At 22.8% G+C, this 19,819-nt stretch carries 15 protein-coding genes; 8 read left to right on the top strand and 7 right to left on the bottom strand.

The genetic code is table 11. From position 1 onward, the window contains the following. The first annotated feature begins 10 nt into the window (after positions 1–10). Together minD and minE are read left to right on the top strand one after the other, a co-directional pair. Positions 11–823 (top strand): septum site-determining protein MinD, encoded by an 813-nt coding sequence (gene minD / locus RJX12_RS01310; RefSeq protein ID WP_343191975.1) that lies wholly within the window; start codon positions 11–13, stop codon positions 821–823. 3 nt (positions 824–826) lie between these two features. Continuing rightward, positions 827–1,078 carry a cell division topological specificity factor MinE gene (gene minE / locus RJX12_RS01305; protein ID WP_343191974.1) on the top strand — a complete coding sequence of 84 codons (252 nt, stop codon included), beginning with the start codon at positions 827–829 and terminating at the stop codon, positions 1,076–1,078. Positions 1,079–1,115: 37 nt separating this feature from the next. Here the strand turns inward: minE and tsaB are convergent, their stop codons facing one another. The 4 genes from tsaB to zwf all read right to left on the bottom strand — a co-directional run bounded on the left by tsaB (position 1,116) and on the right by zwf (position 7,186). Then, positions 1,116–1,796 (bottom strand): tRNA (adenosine(37)-N6)-threonylcarbamoyltransferase complex dimerization subunit type 1 TsaB, encoded by a 681-nt coding sequence (tsaB, locus tag RJX12_RS01300; RefSeq protein ID WP_343191973.1) that lies wholly within the window; start codon positions 1,794–1,796, stop codon positions 1,116–1,118. Positions 1,797–1,943: 147 nt separating this feature from the next. Next, on the bottom strand, positions 1,944–3,503 hold the full coding sequence (locus tag RJX12_RS01295; protein ID WP_343191972.1) for a TerC family protein: 1,560 nt from the start codon (positions 3,501–3,503) through the stop codon (positions 1,944–1,946). An 887-nt stretch (positions 3,504–4,390) separates the two neighbouring features. Further along, a complete protein-coding gene (gene htpX, locus RJX12_RS01290) occupies positions 4,391–5,269 on the bottom strand; it encodes a protease HtpX (RefSeq protein ID WP_343191970.1) in 879 nt (292 codons plus the stop codon). A 438-nt stretch (positions 5,270–5,707) separates the two neighbouring features. Further along, complete coding sequence (gene zwf, locus RJX12_RS01285) at positions 5,708–7,186, bottom strand: glucose-6-phosphate dehydrogenase (protein ID WP_343191969.1); 1,479 nt, start codon at positions 7,184–7,186, stop codon at positions 5,708–5,710. A 401-nt stretch (positions 7,187–7,587) separates the two neighbouring features. Here zwf and pyk point away from each other — a divergent pair, with 401 nt between their 5' ends. From pyk to RJX12_RS01270, 3 genes are all read left to right on the top strand, one after another. Beyond that, positions 7,588–9,030: a pyruvate kinase gene (gene pyk, locus RJX12_RS01280; protein ID WP_343191968.1), complete on the top strand. Its 1,443-nt coding sequence runs from the start codon at positions 7,588–7,590 to the stop codon at positions 9,028–9,030. A 164-nt stretch (positions 9,031–9,194) separates the two neighbouring features. After that, a complete protein-coding gene (gene znuC, locus RJX12_RS01275; protein WP_343191967.1) occupies positions 9,195–9,905 on the top strand; it encodes a zinc ABC transporter ATP-binding protein ZnuC in 711 nt (236 codons plus the stop codon). Positions 9,906–9,945: 40 nt separating this feature from the next. Beyond that, complete coding sequence (locus RJX12_RS01270) at positions 9,946–10,728, top strand: iron chelate uptake ABC transporter family permease subunit (protein WP_343191966.1); 783 nt, start codon at positions 9,946–9,948, stop codon at positions 10,726–10,728. Positions 10,729–11,590: 862 nt separating this feature from the next. Here the strand turns inward: RJX12_RS01270 and aspS are convergent. The 3 genes from aspS to trxB all read right to left on the bottom strand — a co-directional run bounded on the left by aspS (position 11,591) and on the right by trxB (position 15,080). Further along, the gene (gene aspS, locus RJX12_RS01265; RefSeq protein WP_343191965.1) at positions 11,591–13,336 is read right to left on the bottom strand and encodes an aspartate--tRNA ligase; all 1,746 of its coding nucleotides are present in this window, start codon (positions 13,334–13,336) and stop codon (positions 11,591–11,593) included. A gap of 340 nt (positions 13,337–13,676) precedes the next feature. Further along, complete coding sequence (gene infA / locus RJX12_RS01260; protein ID WP_343191964.1) at positions 13,677–13,895, bottom strand: translation initiation factor IF-1; 219 nt, start codon at positions 13,893–13,895, stop codon at positions 13,677–13,679. Between the two features lie 234 nt (positions 13,896–14,129). Further along, entirely contained in the window at positions 14,130–15,080 is a 951-nt protein-coding gene (trxB, locus tag RJX12_RS01255) for a thioredoxin-disulfide reductase (RefSeq protein ID WP_343191963.1), read from the bottom strand. A gap of 401 nt (positions 15,081–15,481) precedes the next feature. On the opposite strand from trxB, the gene serS reads away from it, so the two are divergent. From serS to aroA, 3 genes are all read left to right on the top strand, one after another. Beyond that, complete coding sequence (serS, locus tag RJX12_RS01250; protein WP_343191962.1) at positions 15,482–16,786, top strand: serine--tRNA ligase; 1,305 nt, start codon at positions 15,482–15,484, stop codon at positions 16,784–16,786. A 153-nt stretch (positions 16,787–16,939) separates the two neighbouring features. Then, positions 16,940–18,025, top strand: a complete 1,086-nt coding sequence (gene serC / locus RJX12_RS01245; RefSeq protein WP_343191961.1) for a 3-phosphoserine/phosphohydroxythreonine transaminase — start codon at positions 16,940–16,942, stop codon at positions 18,023–18,025. 65 nt (positions 18,026–18,090) lie between these two features. Then, complete coding sequence (gene aroA, locus RJX12_RS01240; protein WP_343191960.1) at positions 18,091–19,380, top strand: 3-phosphoshikimate 1-carboxyvinyltransferase; 1,290 nt, start codon at positions 18,091–18,093, stop codon at positions 19,378–19,380. Positions 19,381–19,819: the final 439 nt, after the last annotated feature.

Raw genomic sequence — 19,819 nt, 5'->3', positions numbered from 1 at the left:
AGGTGAAGAGATGACACGTATTATTACTATTACATCGGGAAAAGGAGGTGTTGGAAAAACAACTTCCAGTGCTGCTTTAGCTACTGGATTAGCACAAAATGGAAAAAAAACTATAGTAATTGATTTTGATATAGGTTTACGTAATTTAGATTTAATTATGGGCTGTGAAAGAAGGGTAGTATATGATTTTATTAATGTTATTAACGGTGATGTGAGTTTAAATCAAGCTTTAATTAAAGATAAAAAAACTGATAATTTATTTATTTTACCTGCCTCTCAAACACGAGATAAGGATGCTCTAACTAAAGATGGTGTAGAAAAAGTATTTAATACTTTGTCTGATATGAATTTTGACATTATTGTTTGTGATTCTCCTGCAGGTATAGAAAAAGGAGCTATGTTGCCTATATATTTTGCAGATGAAGCGATTGTTGTTGTTAATCCTGAAATTTCTTCAGTACGTGACTCTGATAGAATCATAGGAATGATTTCTTCTAAATCAAGGAGATCTGAAAATAATGAAAAACCAGTTAAAGAATATCTTTTATTAACTAGATATGATCCGATCAAAGTACACTTAGGAGATATGTTAAGTGTAAATGATGTATTAGAAATTTTACAAATTACTTTAATAGGAGTTATTCCAGAAGATACTGCTATATTAAGAGCTTCTAATCAAGGGGAATCAATTATTTTAAATAAAACGTCCAAAGCTGGTCAATCATATCATGATACAATTATTCGTTTAATGGGAAAAAAATGTCCTTTTCGATTTATTCAGGAGGAAAAAAAAAGTTTTTTTCGTAGATTGTTTAGGAGATAATATATGTTCATATTAGATTTATTTTTAGTGCGTAAAAACAATACTGCTAATCTTGCCAAAGAACGTCTAAAAATTATTTTAACGAAAAATAATAGACATTTAAATGAACCAGATTATTTTATTGCATTAAAAAAAGATGTACTAACAGTAATTCGAAAATATGTGCAGATTAATCCAGATATGGTGAAAATTAAATTTGATAAAATTGAAAAAAATCTTTCTAGACTAAAATTGAATATAACTTTATTAAAGTAAATTAATTGACTATCTTTTTTAACGATATAGTGAATATTTAAGTATATTCATCCAAATAAATAATAGATTCATTATAATTAGATAGGTTTTGATTACTTACACATACTGATTCTGACAAACTAATAATATCTCGTGCATTAGGTGTAGTAATTCCTGTTATTGTTAATTTTTTATTTTTTTTAAACAAGTTAGCATTCCAAGTATTACCTACTAATGTCCATTTATCAGAAATGTCTTCAATTTTTTTATGTATATCATTAATTTTAATACGTGATTCTGTAATTTGTCCAGTCCAAATATTATCTTTTGTACGAATATATTGAGCCCAATATATATTTTTTTTTGTTGCGTTTATTGCAATTAAAATTTTTGTTGCAGTATATTTTCTCCACGCTTGTTCTGCTAAGCAGATAAATGTTGAAAAACCAATAATAGGTAAATTATATTTTAAAGACAATGATTTTACTATACAAAATGCAATCCGTATACTAGTATAATGTCCAGGTCCTTTACAGAAACTAATAGAATATAGTTGTTTAATATGAATTTTTGCAAGATTTAAAATTTTGTTAATCATTGGTAAAATATTATCTGAATGATTTTTTTTACAAATTTTTAATGTATTTATAATAATATTTTTGTGAAGTAATGAGACAGAACATCCATCCATGGAAGTATCAACTGCTAAAATAGTTTTATATATTGTATTATTAGACATGATATTTTTATATAGTGGTTAGAATTATTTTGTATTTAGTAAATAGGAAATATTTTTATATTATATATAATTTAATATCATTTCCTATAAAAATATATAGTTTTTTTGATTTTTATCTATATGAATAACATTTATTCTTAATGTATTTTATTGTTTGTCTTTAGTAATTCTAACTAGATTAATTCTATATTGTGTAGCTTCAATAATATGAAAGTGTAATGGTGCAATATAAATAGTATCTCCTGGTAAAGGTAATTGACCTTTTTGTGCAATTAATAATCCAGCTAAAGAAGCATAAGTATCTTTTTTTTGAATCAGTTGTTTGGTATCAAGTAATTGTTGTAAGGAATGTAAATCAGTACCGCCTTTAACTAACCAACTATTATTTTCTACTATTACCTCTGGTGTTTCATCAGCGTCTGGGAATTCTCCTGCAATTGCTTCTAATAAATCTAATGGAGTGATTAATCCTTGTATTACTCCAAATTCATTAGTTACTATTACTAAGCTGCCTTTGGATCGTCTTAATACTCCTAATAAATTAATTGGATCTAAAGTATCAGGAATAATAATAGGAGGAGTTTTAGAAGCAAATGTTTCCACATCTAAATTGTTATCTATAGCTACTAATAATTCTTTAGCTCTGACTATTCCGATAATTTCATCTAGTTCATTTTTGCATACTGGAAATAGACTATGAGGTGTATCTAATAATTGTAATCTCATTTCACGCGTATCTTGATTAATATTTACCCAAGAAATTTCTCTTCTTGGTGTCATAATACTACGAATAGATCTTGCTGCTAAGGTTAATACTCCATTAATCATATATTTTTCTTCATCTTTAAAAGATTCAGTATCAAAAGAAGATTTATGCGATGTTTTTTTGTTATAATTTTTGTTGTTACTTATATTATTATTATTTTTTTGTTCTTTAATCATTAGTCGCAAAATAGCTTCAGCAACTCTTTGTCTCATGGGACGTATGGATTGATGTCTAATAAAATTACGTCGTGCTATTTGATTAAATAATTCTATTAAAATTGAAAAACCTATAGCAACATATAAATACCCTTTTGGAACATGAAATCTAAAAGCTTCTAATACTAAACTAAATCCAATCATGAGAAGAAAACTTAAACATAAAACTACCACTGTTTGATGTAAGTTAACGAATTTTGTTAATTTTTTTGAAGTAAGTAACATTATCCCTATAGCTATAATAATTGCAGTCATCATAATAAATATATTATTAACTATACCTACTGCTGTAATAACAGCATCTAACGAAAATATTGCGTCTAATATTACTATTTGTATGACCACTATCCAAAAATTAGCATAGTGTTTATCATGTTTATTTTCTTCTGGATGATTTTCTAATCTTTCATGTAATTCAATAGTTGCTTTAAATAGTAAAAAAAAACCACCAAATAATAAAATTAAATCTCTGCCAGATAATGTAAAATATTGATTAGTAATTAATGTGGTTCTTAAGGTAACCAGCCAAGATATTAATGAAAGTAATATAAGACGCATTAATAAAGTTAAACACAGTCCTACAATACGAGCTTTATCACGTTGAGATGATGGTAATTTATCTGATAAAATAGCTATAAATACTAAATTATCAATTCCTAATACAACTTCTAATATGACAAGTGTCAACAACCCAGCCCAATTTGATGGATTGAAAAAAAATTCCATTAAGCGCTCCATAGTGAAACGAGATAAAATAATCTTTATAAGAAAATAGAGTAAATTAAAAATTTATATATTTTATATATGAAAAAATATTTTATTAAATTCTATCTCGTATATTTAATTACAATAACTTATGGTGCGTTTAAATATGTTATTAAAAAAAAATATGATATATATTAATAGAGATATTATTATTAATTATTTATACAATTAAATATATACTAAAAAATATGAATATCTATCAATTATTAAAGACCTATATATACGTATATAAAGGCCTTTAATAAATATACGATTTTTTATAAATATTTACTGATATGTTAAATAGAAATATTTAAATTAAAATTTATTTTTTATGTAATAATAAAGTATAATATTACTATATATTAATAATATTTTTATATAATTATTAAAAATAAAGTTTTTATAAATATACTAATTATATTAGTAATATTTATTTTATAGTGATAAAAATAAACGTTTTAATTAATGAAATTATTTAATTCTACATATTTTTTATTATAAAAAAAATATTTTGTTAAATATAAACTGCTATAATAAATTTTTTCTTTTATGATAGTCTATTAATTAAATATATATAATATGTTATTATTTTTTTATAATATTCTTAATTTTTATATTTATAACATATGTATATTTATATTTAAAAAATTTATTAATATCAGTTGTTTGTATTAAATATTTTTAAAAAAAAGTAATTTTTTTTTAAAAAATAATATATTGATTATTTATGGTATAAATAATAATAATTGCATTAATTTATGTATTTATTTTAATATATGTATTACACAATTAATATTGCTAAATTTATAACTTAGTATTGAAAATGAAATAATATATTAATATATATATATTTTCCAACATATCGATTACATATATATATTTTTATATAATGCATAAATTCTATTATTTAATGATGGATGAGACATAAATAAATTCATTATAGATTGACTTTTTCCATGAATACAAAATGTTGATAAATTGCTTAATTCTTGTGGTTCACAACTTTGTTGTAATCGTTCTAAAGCTGCTATCATTTTTGTTTTTCCTACTAATTTAGCTGATCCAGAATCTGCATAAAATTCACGCTTTCTTGAAAACCACATTGTAATTATGTTTGCAAATATTCCAAATATAAGTTCAAATATCATAGTTATAAAAAAATATGTCGTAGAATTATAATGTTGATGTTCATTTTCATTTTTATTATCAGATAGTAACGTGTTTATTATTTGTGATAATATTCGAGATATAAATATTACAAATGTATTCACTACCCCTTGTATTAAGGTCATTGTAACCATATCACCATTAGCTATATGACTTATTTCATGAGCAATTACTGCTTCTATTTCATCTCGAGTCATATTGTTTAATAAACCAGTTGAAATAGCTATTAAAGAAGAATTTCGGTTTGATCCTGTAGCAAAAGCATTCATATCTAATGCATGATAAATTGCGACTTCAGGTGTGGAAATATTCATTTTTTTAGCTTGTAAATATATTATATTAGTTAACCAAATTTCGTTTTCATTTGATGGTACTTTAATTATTTTTCCATTTACAGAACGTAAGGCTATCCATTTAGATAATAATAACGATATTATAGATCCACTAAATCCAAATAATCCAGATATAATAATTAATTCATATATACTATGTGATTTAATACCCGTCATGCTAAGAATTATTCCAAATATGAACATAACAGACAAATTAGTCAACATAAAAAGAATAATGCGTATCATAATATTTCATGTTCCTTAATTAGTAAATAACATTTTAAATTTAAAGTAAAAAAAATTGATATGAGTGTTTAATTATCAAATAATTTTATATTTTATTTGATTTTTACTATATAGTATCTTTTTTTATTTAGTTATCAAATTAAGTATTTTTTTTAAGTAAATAAAATTTTCAAAGAAAATGTTTTATGTATTTAATGTATTTAATTTATTAACTTATTGTTAAAATTATATTTTTATATTATTTTTTATTAAGAAAACTTATGATAAATTTTACTATATTTTATATTAGATATAATCTTATCTACACTATATTATAAATTTGAGATAATGATAAGAAAATTTTATATGATTTTGTATTGTTATATTTATAGAACCTAGATAATATTATATAAAATTAATCTTTTTATTATAAATTATATACGTTATATTTAAATGTTTTTACATACTTATATGCCATTTTCTTCCGTCTTTTTGAATAATTTTTTCAAATAAATCAGGAGAACCCCAAGTACCAGCTTGATATTTTAGAGGTACTTGATTTATTTTATCACGTGTATTTATAATGTTGTCTACCCATATCCACGATGCTTCAATTTCTTCTCTGCTCACAAATAATGTTTGTATTCCCTGAATACTAGCTAATAATAATCTTTCGTAGGCTTCTGGTAATCGTTTGTTATAAAATTCATTTGAATATTTAAATTCTAAATTTACATTTTTTAGAACATATTCATAATTTAAATTAGGTACCTTATTTATAATTTTTAGAATAATTCCTTCGTTAGGTTGCAATTTAATAATTAATTGGTTTGTAAATATTTGATCATTATATTGTTTTTCAAATAAATTAATAGTTGGTTTTTTGAAATGTATTACTATTTCTGAACATTTTATAGGTAGTCTTTTTCCAGTCCTGAGATAAATTGGTACCCCATTCCACTGATGATTATCTATATATGTTTTAATAGCAACAAAAGTTTCAGTATTGCTTATTTTATGAGTATTAGATTCATGTATATATGAAGGAACTATTTTTCCATTAATTGTTCCAGATGTGTATTGACCAAGTACAACATTTTGTTTAAAGTTTGTTAAATCAACTTTTCTTAAAGCACGTAGTATTTTAATTTTTTCATGACGAATATTATTAGTTTCTAAATTTATAGGAGGTGCCATTGTAATAATTGTTAAAATTTGTAATAGATGATTCTGAACCATATCCCTAATTTGACCTGATTTATCAAAATATTCCCATCTGCCTTCGATACCTATTTGTTCAGATACAGTAATTTGTATGTGATCAATTGTTGTTTTATTCCAGTTATTAAATAATATAGAATTAGCAAAACGTAATGTTAATAAATTTAAAATAGTTTCTTTTCCTAAATAATGGTCAATTCTAAATATTTGATTTTCATTAAAATATTTACTTAGTTCATTATTAATTTGTTGAGATGTTTTAAAAGATGTTCCTAATGGTTTTTCTATTATTATTCTTGTTAGCGAATGATTAAGTTTAAGTATACCTAATCCTTGACAAATAGAACAAAATAAATTAGGTGGTACAGCTAAATAATAAATTATTAAGTGATTTTTTTTTGATAAAATTTTTTTTAATTTGTTAAAATTGGATATTTCTGTTATATCAAGATTACAAAAAATTAGTCTATTAGATAATTTAATCCAAGTATTATTATCTATTTTATAATCTAAAAATTTATCTAATGTTTTTTTTACCATATTTAAAAAATTTTCTGTATTCCAATTTGCGCGTCCAACTCCAATAATGCGAGTTTCTTTATGCAACATATTAGAATATTCTAATTGGTAAATGGCAGGTATTAATTTTTTTTTAGATAAATCTCCTTTAACACCGAAAATCACTAAATTACATATGTAATTGTTTTTTTTTTGCATAATTAATATTCCTTAATTTTATTGCATAAAATATAATATTAATATAATTTTAACAAATTTTAAATAAATTAATTGTTTAAAAATAAATAAAAGTCATTTTAATTTTGAGTTAGAAAATAAGTAGATTGATTAATCATATTTATAATAATAAGATTTCATAAATACTAATATTATGTTTGATTATTACTATAATTTTGTTTGTAATATACAGATAATATAATAAGATATTAACATCAACTTTATTGGTCATAATAATATAGTTTGAGGTATATTATATATATACTGAATATGAATAAAAGTTATATGTTGTATATATGTAGTCATAATTCTTAATAAATATTTGATATATTTTATTTTAAAATATTTTAAAAATATTTTTTTTAAATAACAGGAGATATTTTGTGATTAATCGTATTCGAAGGACAAAAATAGTTATTACATTAGGACCTGCTACGGATAAATGTGATAATCTTGAAAAAATAATTAAGTCAGGTGCTGACGTACTAAGGTTAAATTTTTCACATGGAAACAAAGAAGAACATCAATATAGAGCAAAAAAAATTTCAAAAATAATGAACAAATTAGGGCGTCATCTAGCAATATTAGGTGATTTACAAGGTCCTAAAATTCGTATTACTAAATTTATAGATAATAAAGTTTATTTAAAAACCGGTGATTTATTTTTTCTTGATGCTAATTTAGATAAAAATAGTGGTGATAAAAAAGGAGTAGGTATTGATTATAAAAAATTACCTCAGGATGTTCTATCTGACGATATTTTATTATTAGATGATGGAAGAATACAATTAAAAGTAATTAAAGTTACTAATGATAAAATTTATACTAAGATATTAATTGGAGGAATTTTATCAAATAATAAAGGTATTAATAAATTAGGTGGAGGTTTATCTGCAGAAGTTTTGACTGAAAAAGATAAACAAGATATAATTCTTGCAGCTAGTATTGGAGTTGATTATTTAGCAGTTTCATTTCCAAGATCAGGAAACGATTTAAATTTAGCTCGTCAATTAGCACAAAAAGCAGGTAGTCATGCTAAAATAGTTGCAAAAATAGAAAGAGCAGAAGCTGTGGCAAATAGTCAGATTATAGATGAAATTATATTATCTTCTGACGCTATTATGGTTGCTAGAGGTGATTTAGGTGTTGAAATTGGTGATCCAGCGTTAGCTGGAATTCAAAAAACTCTTATAAGTAGAGCTCGTCAACTCAATAGAGTTGTAATTACTGCTACACAGATGATGGAATCTATGATTATTAATCCTATGCCAACAAGAGCCGAAGTAATGGATGTAGCTAATGCTGTATTAGATGGTAGCGATGCAGTAATGTTATCAGCTGAAACAGCTGCTGGTAAATATCCATCTGAGACAGTAAAAACTATGGCTAAAGTATGTAAAGGAGCTGAAAAAGTACCTAGTATTAATATTTCTAGACATAGACTTAATTTAAGATTTAAAAATATAGAAGAAGCTATTTCTATGTCTGCTATGTATGCTGCTAATCATTTAGAAGGAGTAAAAGCAGTTATTGCTATGACAGAATCTGGAAGAACGGCTTTAATTACGTCTCGAATTACTTCAGGATTGCCTATTTTTGCTTTATCTAAACATAAAAAAACATTAAATTTATGTACTTTGTACAGAGGTGTAATTCCTATTTATTTTAATACACATAATGAAGGATTAGAAGCTGCAATAGATGCTATTTTTGTTGTAAAAAATAATGGATTTTTATCATCTAGTGATTTAGTTGTTGTTACTCAAGGGGATATTATGGGTAAAATAGGAAAAACAAATACTACTAGAATTTTAAAAGTATTATAGATTAAATATTAAACATATAAAAATATTTTATATTTTTAATATTATCAATTAATAGTAATTTTACTTATAAATATTAAGTTTTTTATTATATTTATTTAAAATAATTAATTTTTAATAAAATATGGTAGTATGTATATACATATTTTAACTTGTGTGTTATCTCAATGGTTTCATTAGTAAATGTAAAAAATATTTTTATTACCTTTAATCATCGATGTATTCTTTCTAACGTATCGTTAAATTTAATTTCTAATAAAATTGTTACTTTAATAGGACCTAATGGAGCAGGTAAGTCTACTCTTGTAAAAGTGATTTTAGGTTTATTAACACCTGATTCAGGCCATATTATACGAAAAATTAATATAAATATTGGTTATGTTCCTCAAAAATTACATTTAGATACACTATTACCAATTACTGTAAATAGATTTATGAAATTATCTTATAAAGTCAAACAAACATCTATTAAGAAAATGTTACAACGTATGAAAATATGGGATATAAAAAATGTACAATTACATCAATTATCTGGTGGTGAAATGCAACGGATGTTATTAGCTAGGGCTTTGCTTAATAAACCTGATTTATTAATTTTAGATGAATTTACACAAGGGATAGATATTCAAGGACAAGTTGAATTATATTCATTAATAAATCAAATTCATTGTGAATTTAAATGTGCTATTTTAATGGTATCGCATGATTTAAATTTAGTAATGTCATATACAGATGAAGTTTATTGTTTAAACACTTACATATGTTGTTCAGGAACACCTGAGATAGTATGTAGAAATAAAGAATTTATTGCTATGTTTGGTTTAACTGGTATAAAAAATTTTGCTGTATATTATCATCAACACAAAAAAACGTCGTAATAACGTTTAATATCTCCTTAGGTGGAAAACTATTTTAACTATGATAACTGAACTATTTTTACAAGGATGGTTAGCAGGAATGTTATTAACGTTAGTTACTGGTCCTTTAGGTTCATTTATAGTATGGCGTCGTATGACTTTTCTCAGTGATACATTATCTCATTCTTCTTTATTGGGATTAGCTGGAGGTATATTTTTTAATATTAATCCATTTTATATGGTATTATTTTTATTATTAATACTGTCCTTGTTTATTGTTATTTTAGAACAAGATTTATATCTTTCTTTAGATTTAATATTAGGTATTATGACTAATAGTGCAGTATCTTTAAGTATGATTATATTTAATTGTATATCAGAAAAAAATCGTATTGATGTTTCTAATTACTTTTTTGGTAATTTATTGAAAATAACATTGTTTGATGTTGTTATGGTTGCAATGATAATTACAATTATTTTATTAATATTATACATTTATTGGAATAAAATTTTATTATGTTCAATTAATCCAGAATTAGCTATTATTGAAGGTGTAAATATTTTTAAAATTCGTTTAATTTTTATGTTTATTACAACATTAACTATAATTATAGCTATTAAATTAATTGGTTCTTTGATAATTACGTCACTATTGATTATGCCAGCTGCAATTTCCAAAAGGTTTTCTAGTTCTCCAGAACAAATGGCTATTTTGGCTACTATCATTGGTATGTTCGGTATGACAAGTGGTATAATTATATCTATATTATTTAGTTTTCCAATTAGTTCTTCTATAGTATTGAGTTTATTAATTTTTTTTGTAATAAGTTATATGATAAAATAATTTTTATTTAAAAAATATTTTTCATGATATAAATATATTATAAGGTTTTTTCTTTAAAAATCTTATAATTTTTTATATTTTTGTTTTAATATAACTGTTTTAGTCAATAATTAACTGATATAGTATCTTATTCATCTAATATAATTATCATTTGAGTATTAAAAAATACATTCTGTATAATTAATAGTTAAACTGATAGAATTATCAACATATTTATTAATTTTATTTTTATCATATTGTTAGTAATAATAATATATATATAATTAATAATTTTTATGTTATGAGTCATATATTGTTTTGTTTTTTAATAATATTCATTTGTTTTTAAATATTATTATTTTTTAATCAATGGTTACTGATTTAATCAGTTCTACAGTCAAGTTATATTTAGAAAAATATATTTGCATTTCATACACTATATATTTTTATTATTACTATAAAAATTTAATATCATATCAATTTTTTTTAAAAACTTTTATATTTTATTTGATTAATGTAATTTTTTAAAATAAACTCTTTAAAAAATAGTTTTTTTGTATAATTTATTTCAGTAGATGAAAATTTCATTTGTTTTATAGTAGTGTTTGATAAATCAATTATATTCAAATTTTTTCTCTACATTTTATAGAAATAGTTAATTATTTAATATTTTTTTTAAAATAATTTACTTTTTTTAATATTTTTTACTATTTTTTATTTTTGTATTAGTCTGTTTTCTATTAATTTCATTGTCTATTAATTTATATTATATAATCTTAGTTTTGAATAAAATTTAAAATAATTTTATTTATATAATAAATGTATATATTATTTTTATTTAAAAAATTAAGTTTGTTTTTTATTGTTTTAAAATTTTAATAATTTATTTTATATTAATAGATAATTCTTTCAAAAAATCCGAATTAATACGACTGGGAGCATTAGTCATTGGGCAATATGCTGTAGTAGTTTTTGGAAATGCGATAACATCTCGAATATTTTGGCAATCTGTTAATAGCATAGTTAATCGATCTAGTCCGAAAGCCATTCCAGCATGGGGAGGTGCTCCGTAATTTAAAGCGTCCATAAAAAAACCAAACTGTTCGTTTTGAACAGTAGTGTTAATATTTAAAATTTCAAAAATAGTTTGTTGCATTTTTTTAATATGATTTCTTACAGAACCACCTCCGATTTCATATCCATTAATAATCATGTCATAAGAATTTGCAATAACTTTTTCTGGTGTTTTTTTTATTTGTTCTATTGTTATATTTTTAGGAGCTGTAAAAGGATGATGTATTGCAGAAAAACAATTTTCTTTATTTTTTTTAAATAAAGGAAAATCAGTGATCCAAACAGGTTTCCAAATTAATCGATTAGTAATATTTAAATCATTTCCTATTTTTAAACGCAAAGCACTTAAGGATTGATTTACAATATTAATTTTATCAGATATAATTAATATTAAGTCTCCATTTTTTGCACATATTTTTTTAATTAATTGTAAAATGATAGTATCGTTCAAATGGTTTAATATTGAACTTTTAATACCATTTACTCCTAATTCTATATTTTTAATTTTAATATAAATTAATTCTTTTACGCCATATTTTTTTACAAAATTATTATAATAAATTAACTTTTTATTGGATAAAGTAATGCCTTGTGGAATACATATAGCGATAATAGAATTTTTAGTTTCATGAGATAATGATGTACTATTGTCAATATGACTTAATATATTTGTTACGTTTACAAATTCTATTGGATTTCTTAAATCTGGTTTATCAGATCCAAATCGTTTTATAGATTCATCAAATGTTATTTTAGGAAAATTAGTTAAATTTACATTTTTTATTTTTTTCCATATTTTAGTAATCATTTGTTCCATCATATAACAAAAGTTATTAGTATTCATAAAAGACACTTCAATATCTATTTGTGTAAATTCTGGTTGTCTATCAGAACGTAAGTCTTCATCTCGAAAACATTTCGCAATTTGATAATACCTATCAATACCTGACATCATTAATATTTGTTTAAATAATTGAGGAGATTGAGGTAAGGCGTAGAATTTTCCAGAATGTATTCTACTTGGAATAACATAATCTCTAGCACCTTCAGGAGTAGATTTAGTTAATATTGGAGTTTCAATTTCTAAAAATAAGTTATCTTGCATAAATAATCTTACAATATTTAAAATTTTATTACGAATTTTAATTCTATGAATCATATCAAATCTACGAAGATCTAAATATCTATATTTTAAACGTAGTTCTTCAGAATTATTTTTTTTATAGTCTAAAGGTAAAGGATCAGAATTATTGATTATAATTAGTTGTGTTGCTAATATTTCAATATCTCCTGTTAATATATTGGTGTTCTTATTTTTATTATCTCTTTCTTTAACAAATCCTACTATTTGAATACAAAATTCATTTTTTAATTTTAAAGAATTTTTAAATTCTACAGTATTTTTATCAAAACATACTTGAACTAAACCTGTTTGATCACGAATTTCTATAAAAACTACTTTCTTAAATATCCTATGTTGATTTACCCAACCACATAATACTACTTTTGTGTTTACATCAGTTAATCTTAATTCACCACAATATTTAGTTCTCATTTTTTTCTTATATTAATAAATTAAAAATTGTTGTTTAATTTTGAATTATATATTTTATATATATATTTTAATTATTTATTATATGTTTTTAGTGTATTTAAAATGGTTTCATAATATGAAACCATTTTAAATTGATGTTTGTATTCATATATCTATGAATACGTTTATTTAATATAAAAAATATTGTATTAGAATAAAAAATATGCATTAGTATTATACATTAATTTCTGTTTAATTAAGTGTATATTAATTATATACTTTATATATTATAATTTAAAATATATAAATATTTTATATTAATTATTTTAAATAAATTAATTATATTTATATTTAAAATATATTATCTACTTCTAAAAATAATTCTACCTTTACTTAAATCATAAGGAGTAAGTGCAACAGTAACTTTATCGCCAGTTAGTATACGGATATAATTTTTTCTCATTTTACCTGAAATATGTGCAGTAATAATATGTTGATTATCTAATTCTACTCGAAATGTGGTATTTGGTAAAGTATCTATAACTGTGCCTTGTATTTCTATATTTTCTTCTTTGCTCATTATTGTCTCTAGATTTGTTTAATTGTCACAAAAGTTAATTTAAAAAAATATAAATTATAATAATATAAAATATATTTTTATATTATATAGTGTTTATTTTATAAAAAAATAATTAACTGAATAATATATTCATTTTTTTTAATTTTATATCAAATTTTTATAATATTAAATAATTTTAAATTGATTATATAAATTAATTGTATTGTTCTTTATTTATTAAAATTTATTAAAAAATTATGAAATATATTTTTCTATATATCGTTCAGCATCTAATGCTGCCATACATCCAGAAGCTGAAGCAGTTATGGCTTGTCGATAAATATGATCTACAATATCTCCTGCAGCAAAAACACCAGGAATACTTGTCTGAGTAGAGTTTTCATGAATATTATAATTTACTTTTATATATCCATTATTCATGTCTAGTTGATTTTTAAATAAATTACTATTTGGAATATTTCCAATAGCAATAAATAATCCTGAGATATTTAATATTTTATAATTATTAATATTATTTATAGAACAAATTTTAACTCCAGTAACACCTGATGTATCACCAATAATTTCTGATATTATGTAGTTAGTACATAGTACAATTTGATTATTATTTATTTTATCATAAAGACGTTTAACTAATATTTTTTCTGCTCGAAATGTATTTCTTCTATGAATTAAATATACTTTATTAGCTATATTTGATAAGTACAGCGCTTCTTCTATGGCTGTATTTCCTCCACCTACGACTGCTACACTTTTATTTTTATGAAAAAATCCATCACAAATAGCACATGTTGATACACCGCGTCCTTGAAATTTTTTTTCAGAAGGCAATCCTAAATAACGTGCTAATGCTCCTGTAGCAATTATTATTGTATGAGCAGTATATTCTTTTTTGGTTTTAGTTATGAGAAAAAAAGGTTTTCTTTTTAAGTCAATAGTAATTACGTGATCATTTAATATATAAGTATTTAATTTTGTTGCATGTATATACATACGATGCATTAATTCAAATCCAGATATTGTTGTATGATCTCCTGGCCAATTTTCAATCTTGTCAGTGTTAATTAATTGACCTCCCGCATTATCACCGGTAATTAATATGGGATTTAGATTAGCTCTTGCGGCATATATAGCTGCAGTATATCCAGCTGGACCGGAACCTATAATAATCAATTTTTTTGTCATTTTTAGTATTGAATGTACTTAAATATGAATAAATGTATTTTATATTATATATAAAAAAAACATTTTCTAATACTACTAAATAATACAATTGAGTTATTTTTATTGATATAAAAAAAGGTAAAAAAGCATATATTTTATTAACTAAAATTATATTAATTTTTAGCAATATTTATTTTTTATATATTGCTAATAGAACAGTTTGTATAACAATTTCAAATTACTATAATAGTATTATACTATTACTGTATAATAATGTAATATATACATATTATTTTAAGGATAAAAAATATATTTTTATAGTTATTTTATCTAAAAATATTGATTATTATAATATAAATGATAAATTTAAGTCTTATACAAATACATTACTTTTAACTATTAATTAATGAATTTAAAATATTATGATTGACCCTAATTTATTAAAGAATAATCCTGAATTAATTGCTAAACAGTTATTAAAACGAGGTTTTATATTAGATATACAACATTTTATATCTATGGAAAAAGAAAGAAAAAAATTACAAATAAATACTGAAACTCTACAGGCACGTCGTAATGTTTTATCTAAATTAATAGGACAGAAAAAGAATACTCATAATAATGTCAAATTATTAATAGATCAAGTATTAGAAATTAATCAAAAATTAAAGATTATAAAATCTGAATTAAATATATTAAAAAATAAAATTCATATTTTTTTAATAGAAATACCAAATATTCCAGATAAAGATATACCTAATGGATTATCATCTATAGATAATAAAGTTATTAGCTTGTGGGGAAATATAAAAAAATATGATTTTTTTATTAAAGATCATGTGACTTTAGGAAATAATGTATGTGGTTTTGATTGGAATTCAGCTGCGGAAATGTCTGGATCTAGATTTGTATTAATGAAAGGTCATATAGCTTTATTACACAGAGCTTTAGGACAATTTATGTTAGATGTACATACAAGACAACATGGATATACGGAAGTTAACGTACCTTATTTAGTAAATTATAATAGTTTATATGGAACAGGGCAATTTCCTAAATTTAAAAATGATTTATTTTATGTTAATCATTTTTCAGAAGGATCAAATAAAGAAAAATATGCATTAATACCAACTTCTGAAGTACCTTTAACAAATTTTATAAGAAATAAAATTATTAAAGAAAATGAATTACCAATTAAGTTAACAGCGTTAACACCTTGTTTTCGTTCTGAGTCATCTTCTTATGGACAAGATACGAGAGGTTTAATTCGTATGCATCAGTTTGAAAAAGTAGAAATAGTACAAATTGTTCATCCGAAAAAATCGATAGAAAAATTAGAAGAACTAACCAATCATGCAGAAAAAGTATTACAATTGTTGGATTTGCCATATAGGAAAATACTTTTATGTACTGGAGATTTAGGATTTTCTGCAAATAAAACATATGACTTAGAAGTGTGGTTTCCTAGTCAAAATACTTATCGAGAAGTTTCATCATGTTCTAATATGTCTGATTTTCAATCACGTAGAATGAAATCTCGTTTTCGTAGTAATTGTATGAATAAAACATGTTTTTTACATACAATTAATGGATCTGGATTAGCTATAGGTAGAACATTAGCTGCTATTTTAGAAAATTATCAACACTCTGATGGTAGTATTTCTATTCCTAAAATTTTACAAATACCTTATATGAATGGACTAAAATTGATATCATTATATCATTAAAAAAATATATATATTTTAAATAAATATATTATATTTGATAAATACTACTTCCTTATTATTTAAAATAATCTGTAATACTGATAAATAATACAACATAACCTTAATAATGGATGATTTGTCATAGAAAATCATATATATAATAAAGAAAAATTAATGAAAATAATCTATAACTTTAGCGCTGGTCCAGCCATGTTACCTGTTTCAGTAATGAAACGTGTTAAAGAAGAGTTTAATAATTGGAAAAAATTAGGAATATCAATTCTAGAAATTAGTCATAGAAGCGAACAATTTATGGAACATATTTATGATATTGAAATGGATTTACGAGAGTTACTAAATATACCAGAAAATTATAAAGTATTATTTTGTCATGGCGGTGCAAGAGGACAATTTTCTGCTGTTCCTATGAATTTATTAAATACAAATAGTAATCCTGATTATATTGATAATGGTTATTGGTCGCATGCAGCTTTTGTAGAAGCAAAAAAATATTGCAGTCCTAATTTAATAAAAGTGCAAAAGATAGTTAATAACAATGTTTATATTTTACCTATGCACGATTGGAAAATTAGCACTAAATCTTCGTACATTCATTATTGTCCTAATGAAACAATAGAAGGCATAGCTATTAACGAAGAACCATTTTTTAACGATAAATTAATAGTAGGTGATTTTTCTTCTACTATTTTATCACGTGTAATTAATATAAAAAAATATGGAATAATTTATGCTAGTGCTCAAAAAAATATTGGTGTTTCTGGTATTACTTTAATTATTATTAGAAATGATTTATTACATACAAAAAATATTGTTATTCCTTCCATATTAGACTATAAAAAAATAGCTAAGCATTCCTCTCTTTTTAATACTCCAAGTACATTTTCTTGGTATGTCTCAGGATTAGTTTTTAAATGGTTAAAAAATAAAGGAGGAGTTAAGAATATTCAAAATATTAATACAGTTAAAGCAAATTTATTATATAATACAATAGATAAAAGTAATTTATATATAAACAATATCGATAAAAACAACAGATCATATATGAATGTTACGTTTAAATTATCGAATTATAAATTAAATAAAATATTTTTAGAAGAATCGTTAGAAAATGGTTTATATGCATTAAAAGGTCATCGTATTGTAGGTGGTTTTAGGGCTTCAATTTATAATGCTATGTCAATTAAAGGAGTTAAAAAGTTGATAGAATTTATGGTCTATTTTGAAAATAAATATGGTTAATATTAAATTGATGATAACTTTTCTATAAGTGCATAAGAATTTTTTAAAAGAGGAATTTTTTATAGATGAAAAATGTTCTAACATTAAATCCTATTCATTACATTAATGGGAATGTACAGTTACCTGGTTCAAAAAGTATTTCTAACAGAGTATTATTATTATCTGCCGTATCGTGTGGAATAACTTATGTAACTAATTTATTAGATAGTGATGATGTTCAATATATGTTATATGCATTAAAAGCTATTGGTATAAAATATGTTTTATCTGACAATAATACAACTTGTAAAATATACGGTAACAATCAATTTTTGAATATGAAACATAAAAACATTTCTTTGTTTTTAGGAAATGCTGGTACTGCTTTAAGACCTTTAGTAGCTATGTTATCTTTAGGGAATAATAATAATATATTACTGACTGGTGACAAAAGAATGAAAGAACGTCCTATTCATGATTTAATAGATACACTAAGACAAGGTAGTGCTAAAATTATATATTGTGAAAAAAAATTTTATCTTCCTATTAAAATAAAGGGTGGTTTTTTAGGTGGCAAATTAACAATAAAAGGAAATATTTCCAGTCAGTTTTTAAGTGCATTATTAATGTCAGCGCCTCTTGCTCCATTAAACACAGAAATCATGATTGATGGTAAACTAGTATCTCAACCTTACGTTAATCTTACATTAAAATTAATAAAATTATTTGGAGTAAATATTACTCATGACTCTTATCGAATTTTTTATATTTCCGGTAAGCAAGAATATAAATCTCCTGGAAATTATTTTATAGAAGGAGATGCTTCTTCAGCATCATATTTTTTAGCTGCTGCTGCTATAAAGGGAGGTACAGTTTGTGTTACTGGTTTAAATTCACAAAGTATACAAGGAGATATTTATTTTGCAAATATTTTAGAAAAAATGGGTGCTATAATTACTTGGGGTAATAACTTTATTTCTTGTACTAGAAATGTTTTAAAATCAGTTGATTTAGATATGAATGATATTCCAGACTCAGCAATGACTATAGCTATACTTGCGTTATTTTCTTCAGGAGTTACTACTATCCGCAATATATATAATTGGAGAGTAAAAGAAAGTGATCGATTGTCTGCTATGAGTACGGAATTAAGAAAAATAGGAGCAATCATAAATGAAGGAAAAGATTTTATATCGATTTGTCCACCAAAAAAATTTAATAATACAGTAATTGAAACTTATAATGATCATCGTATAGCAATGTGTTTTTCTTTAATTTCATTATCAGGAACTTCAGTTACTATTATTGATCCTCGATGTACTTCCAAAACTTTTCCAAATTATTTTTCTGTTTTATCTAGTATTAGTATAAATTAATTTATAATTATATATATTCATAACATCAATAGAAAATAAGTACATAACACCATTCATTCAGTAGGAATATATATTTCTATATGAAAAATATAAATTTATATAAATAATTATTTTCTATTTTTTTAACGTATAAATTAATTTTTACTTATACTTTTATTTTAAAAAATTATTAATCTTTATTTTTTTATAATTAAATATAACTAAAAAATATTTTTTATGGTTAAATATAAAACTAAAGTAAAATACATATTTTACAGTTGCATAACCTAATTATTAATGCTAATTTTGATGTAATTTCATATATGAAATTAGACAGAAATAATGGATATTATAAAGCAAATTATATGTGTAAGTATATATACTGTAATAAAATTATTATATATTACTGAATATTTTAATTATTTTTAATAATAAAATATTATATTTTATTTTATAGTAT

The sequence above is a fragment of the Buchnera aphidicola (Formosaphis micheliae) genome (assembly GCF_039403185.1).
Taxonomy (GTDB): domain Bacteria; phylum Pseudomonadota; class Gammaproteobacteria; order Enterobacterales; family Enterobacteriaceae; genus Buchnera_C; species Buchnera_C aphidicola_B.
This window is presented reverse-complemented; position numbering and strand designations above follow the sequence as displayed.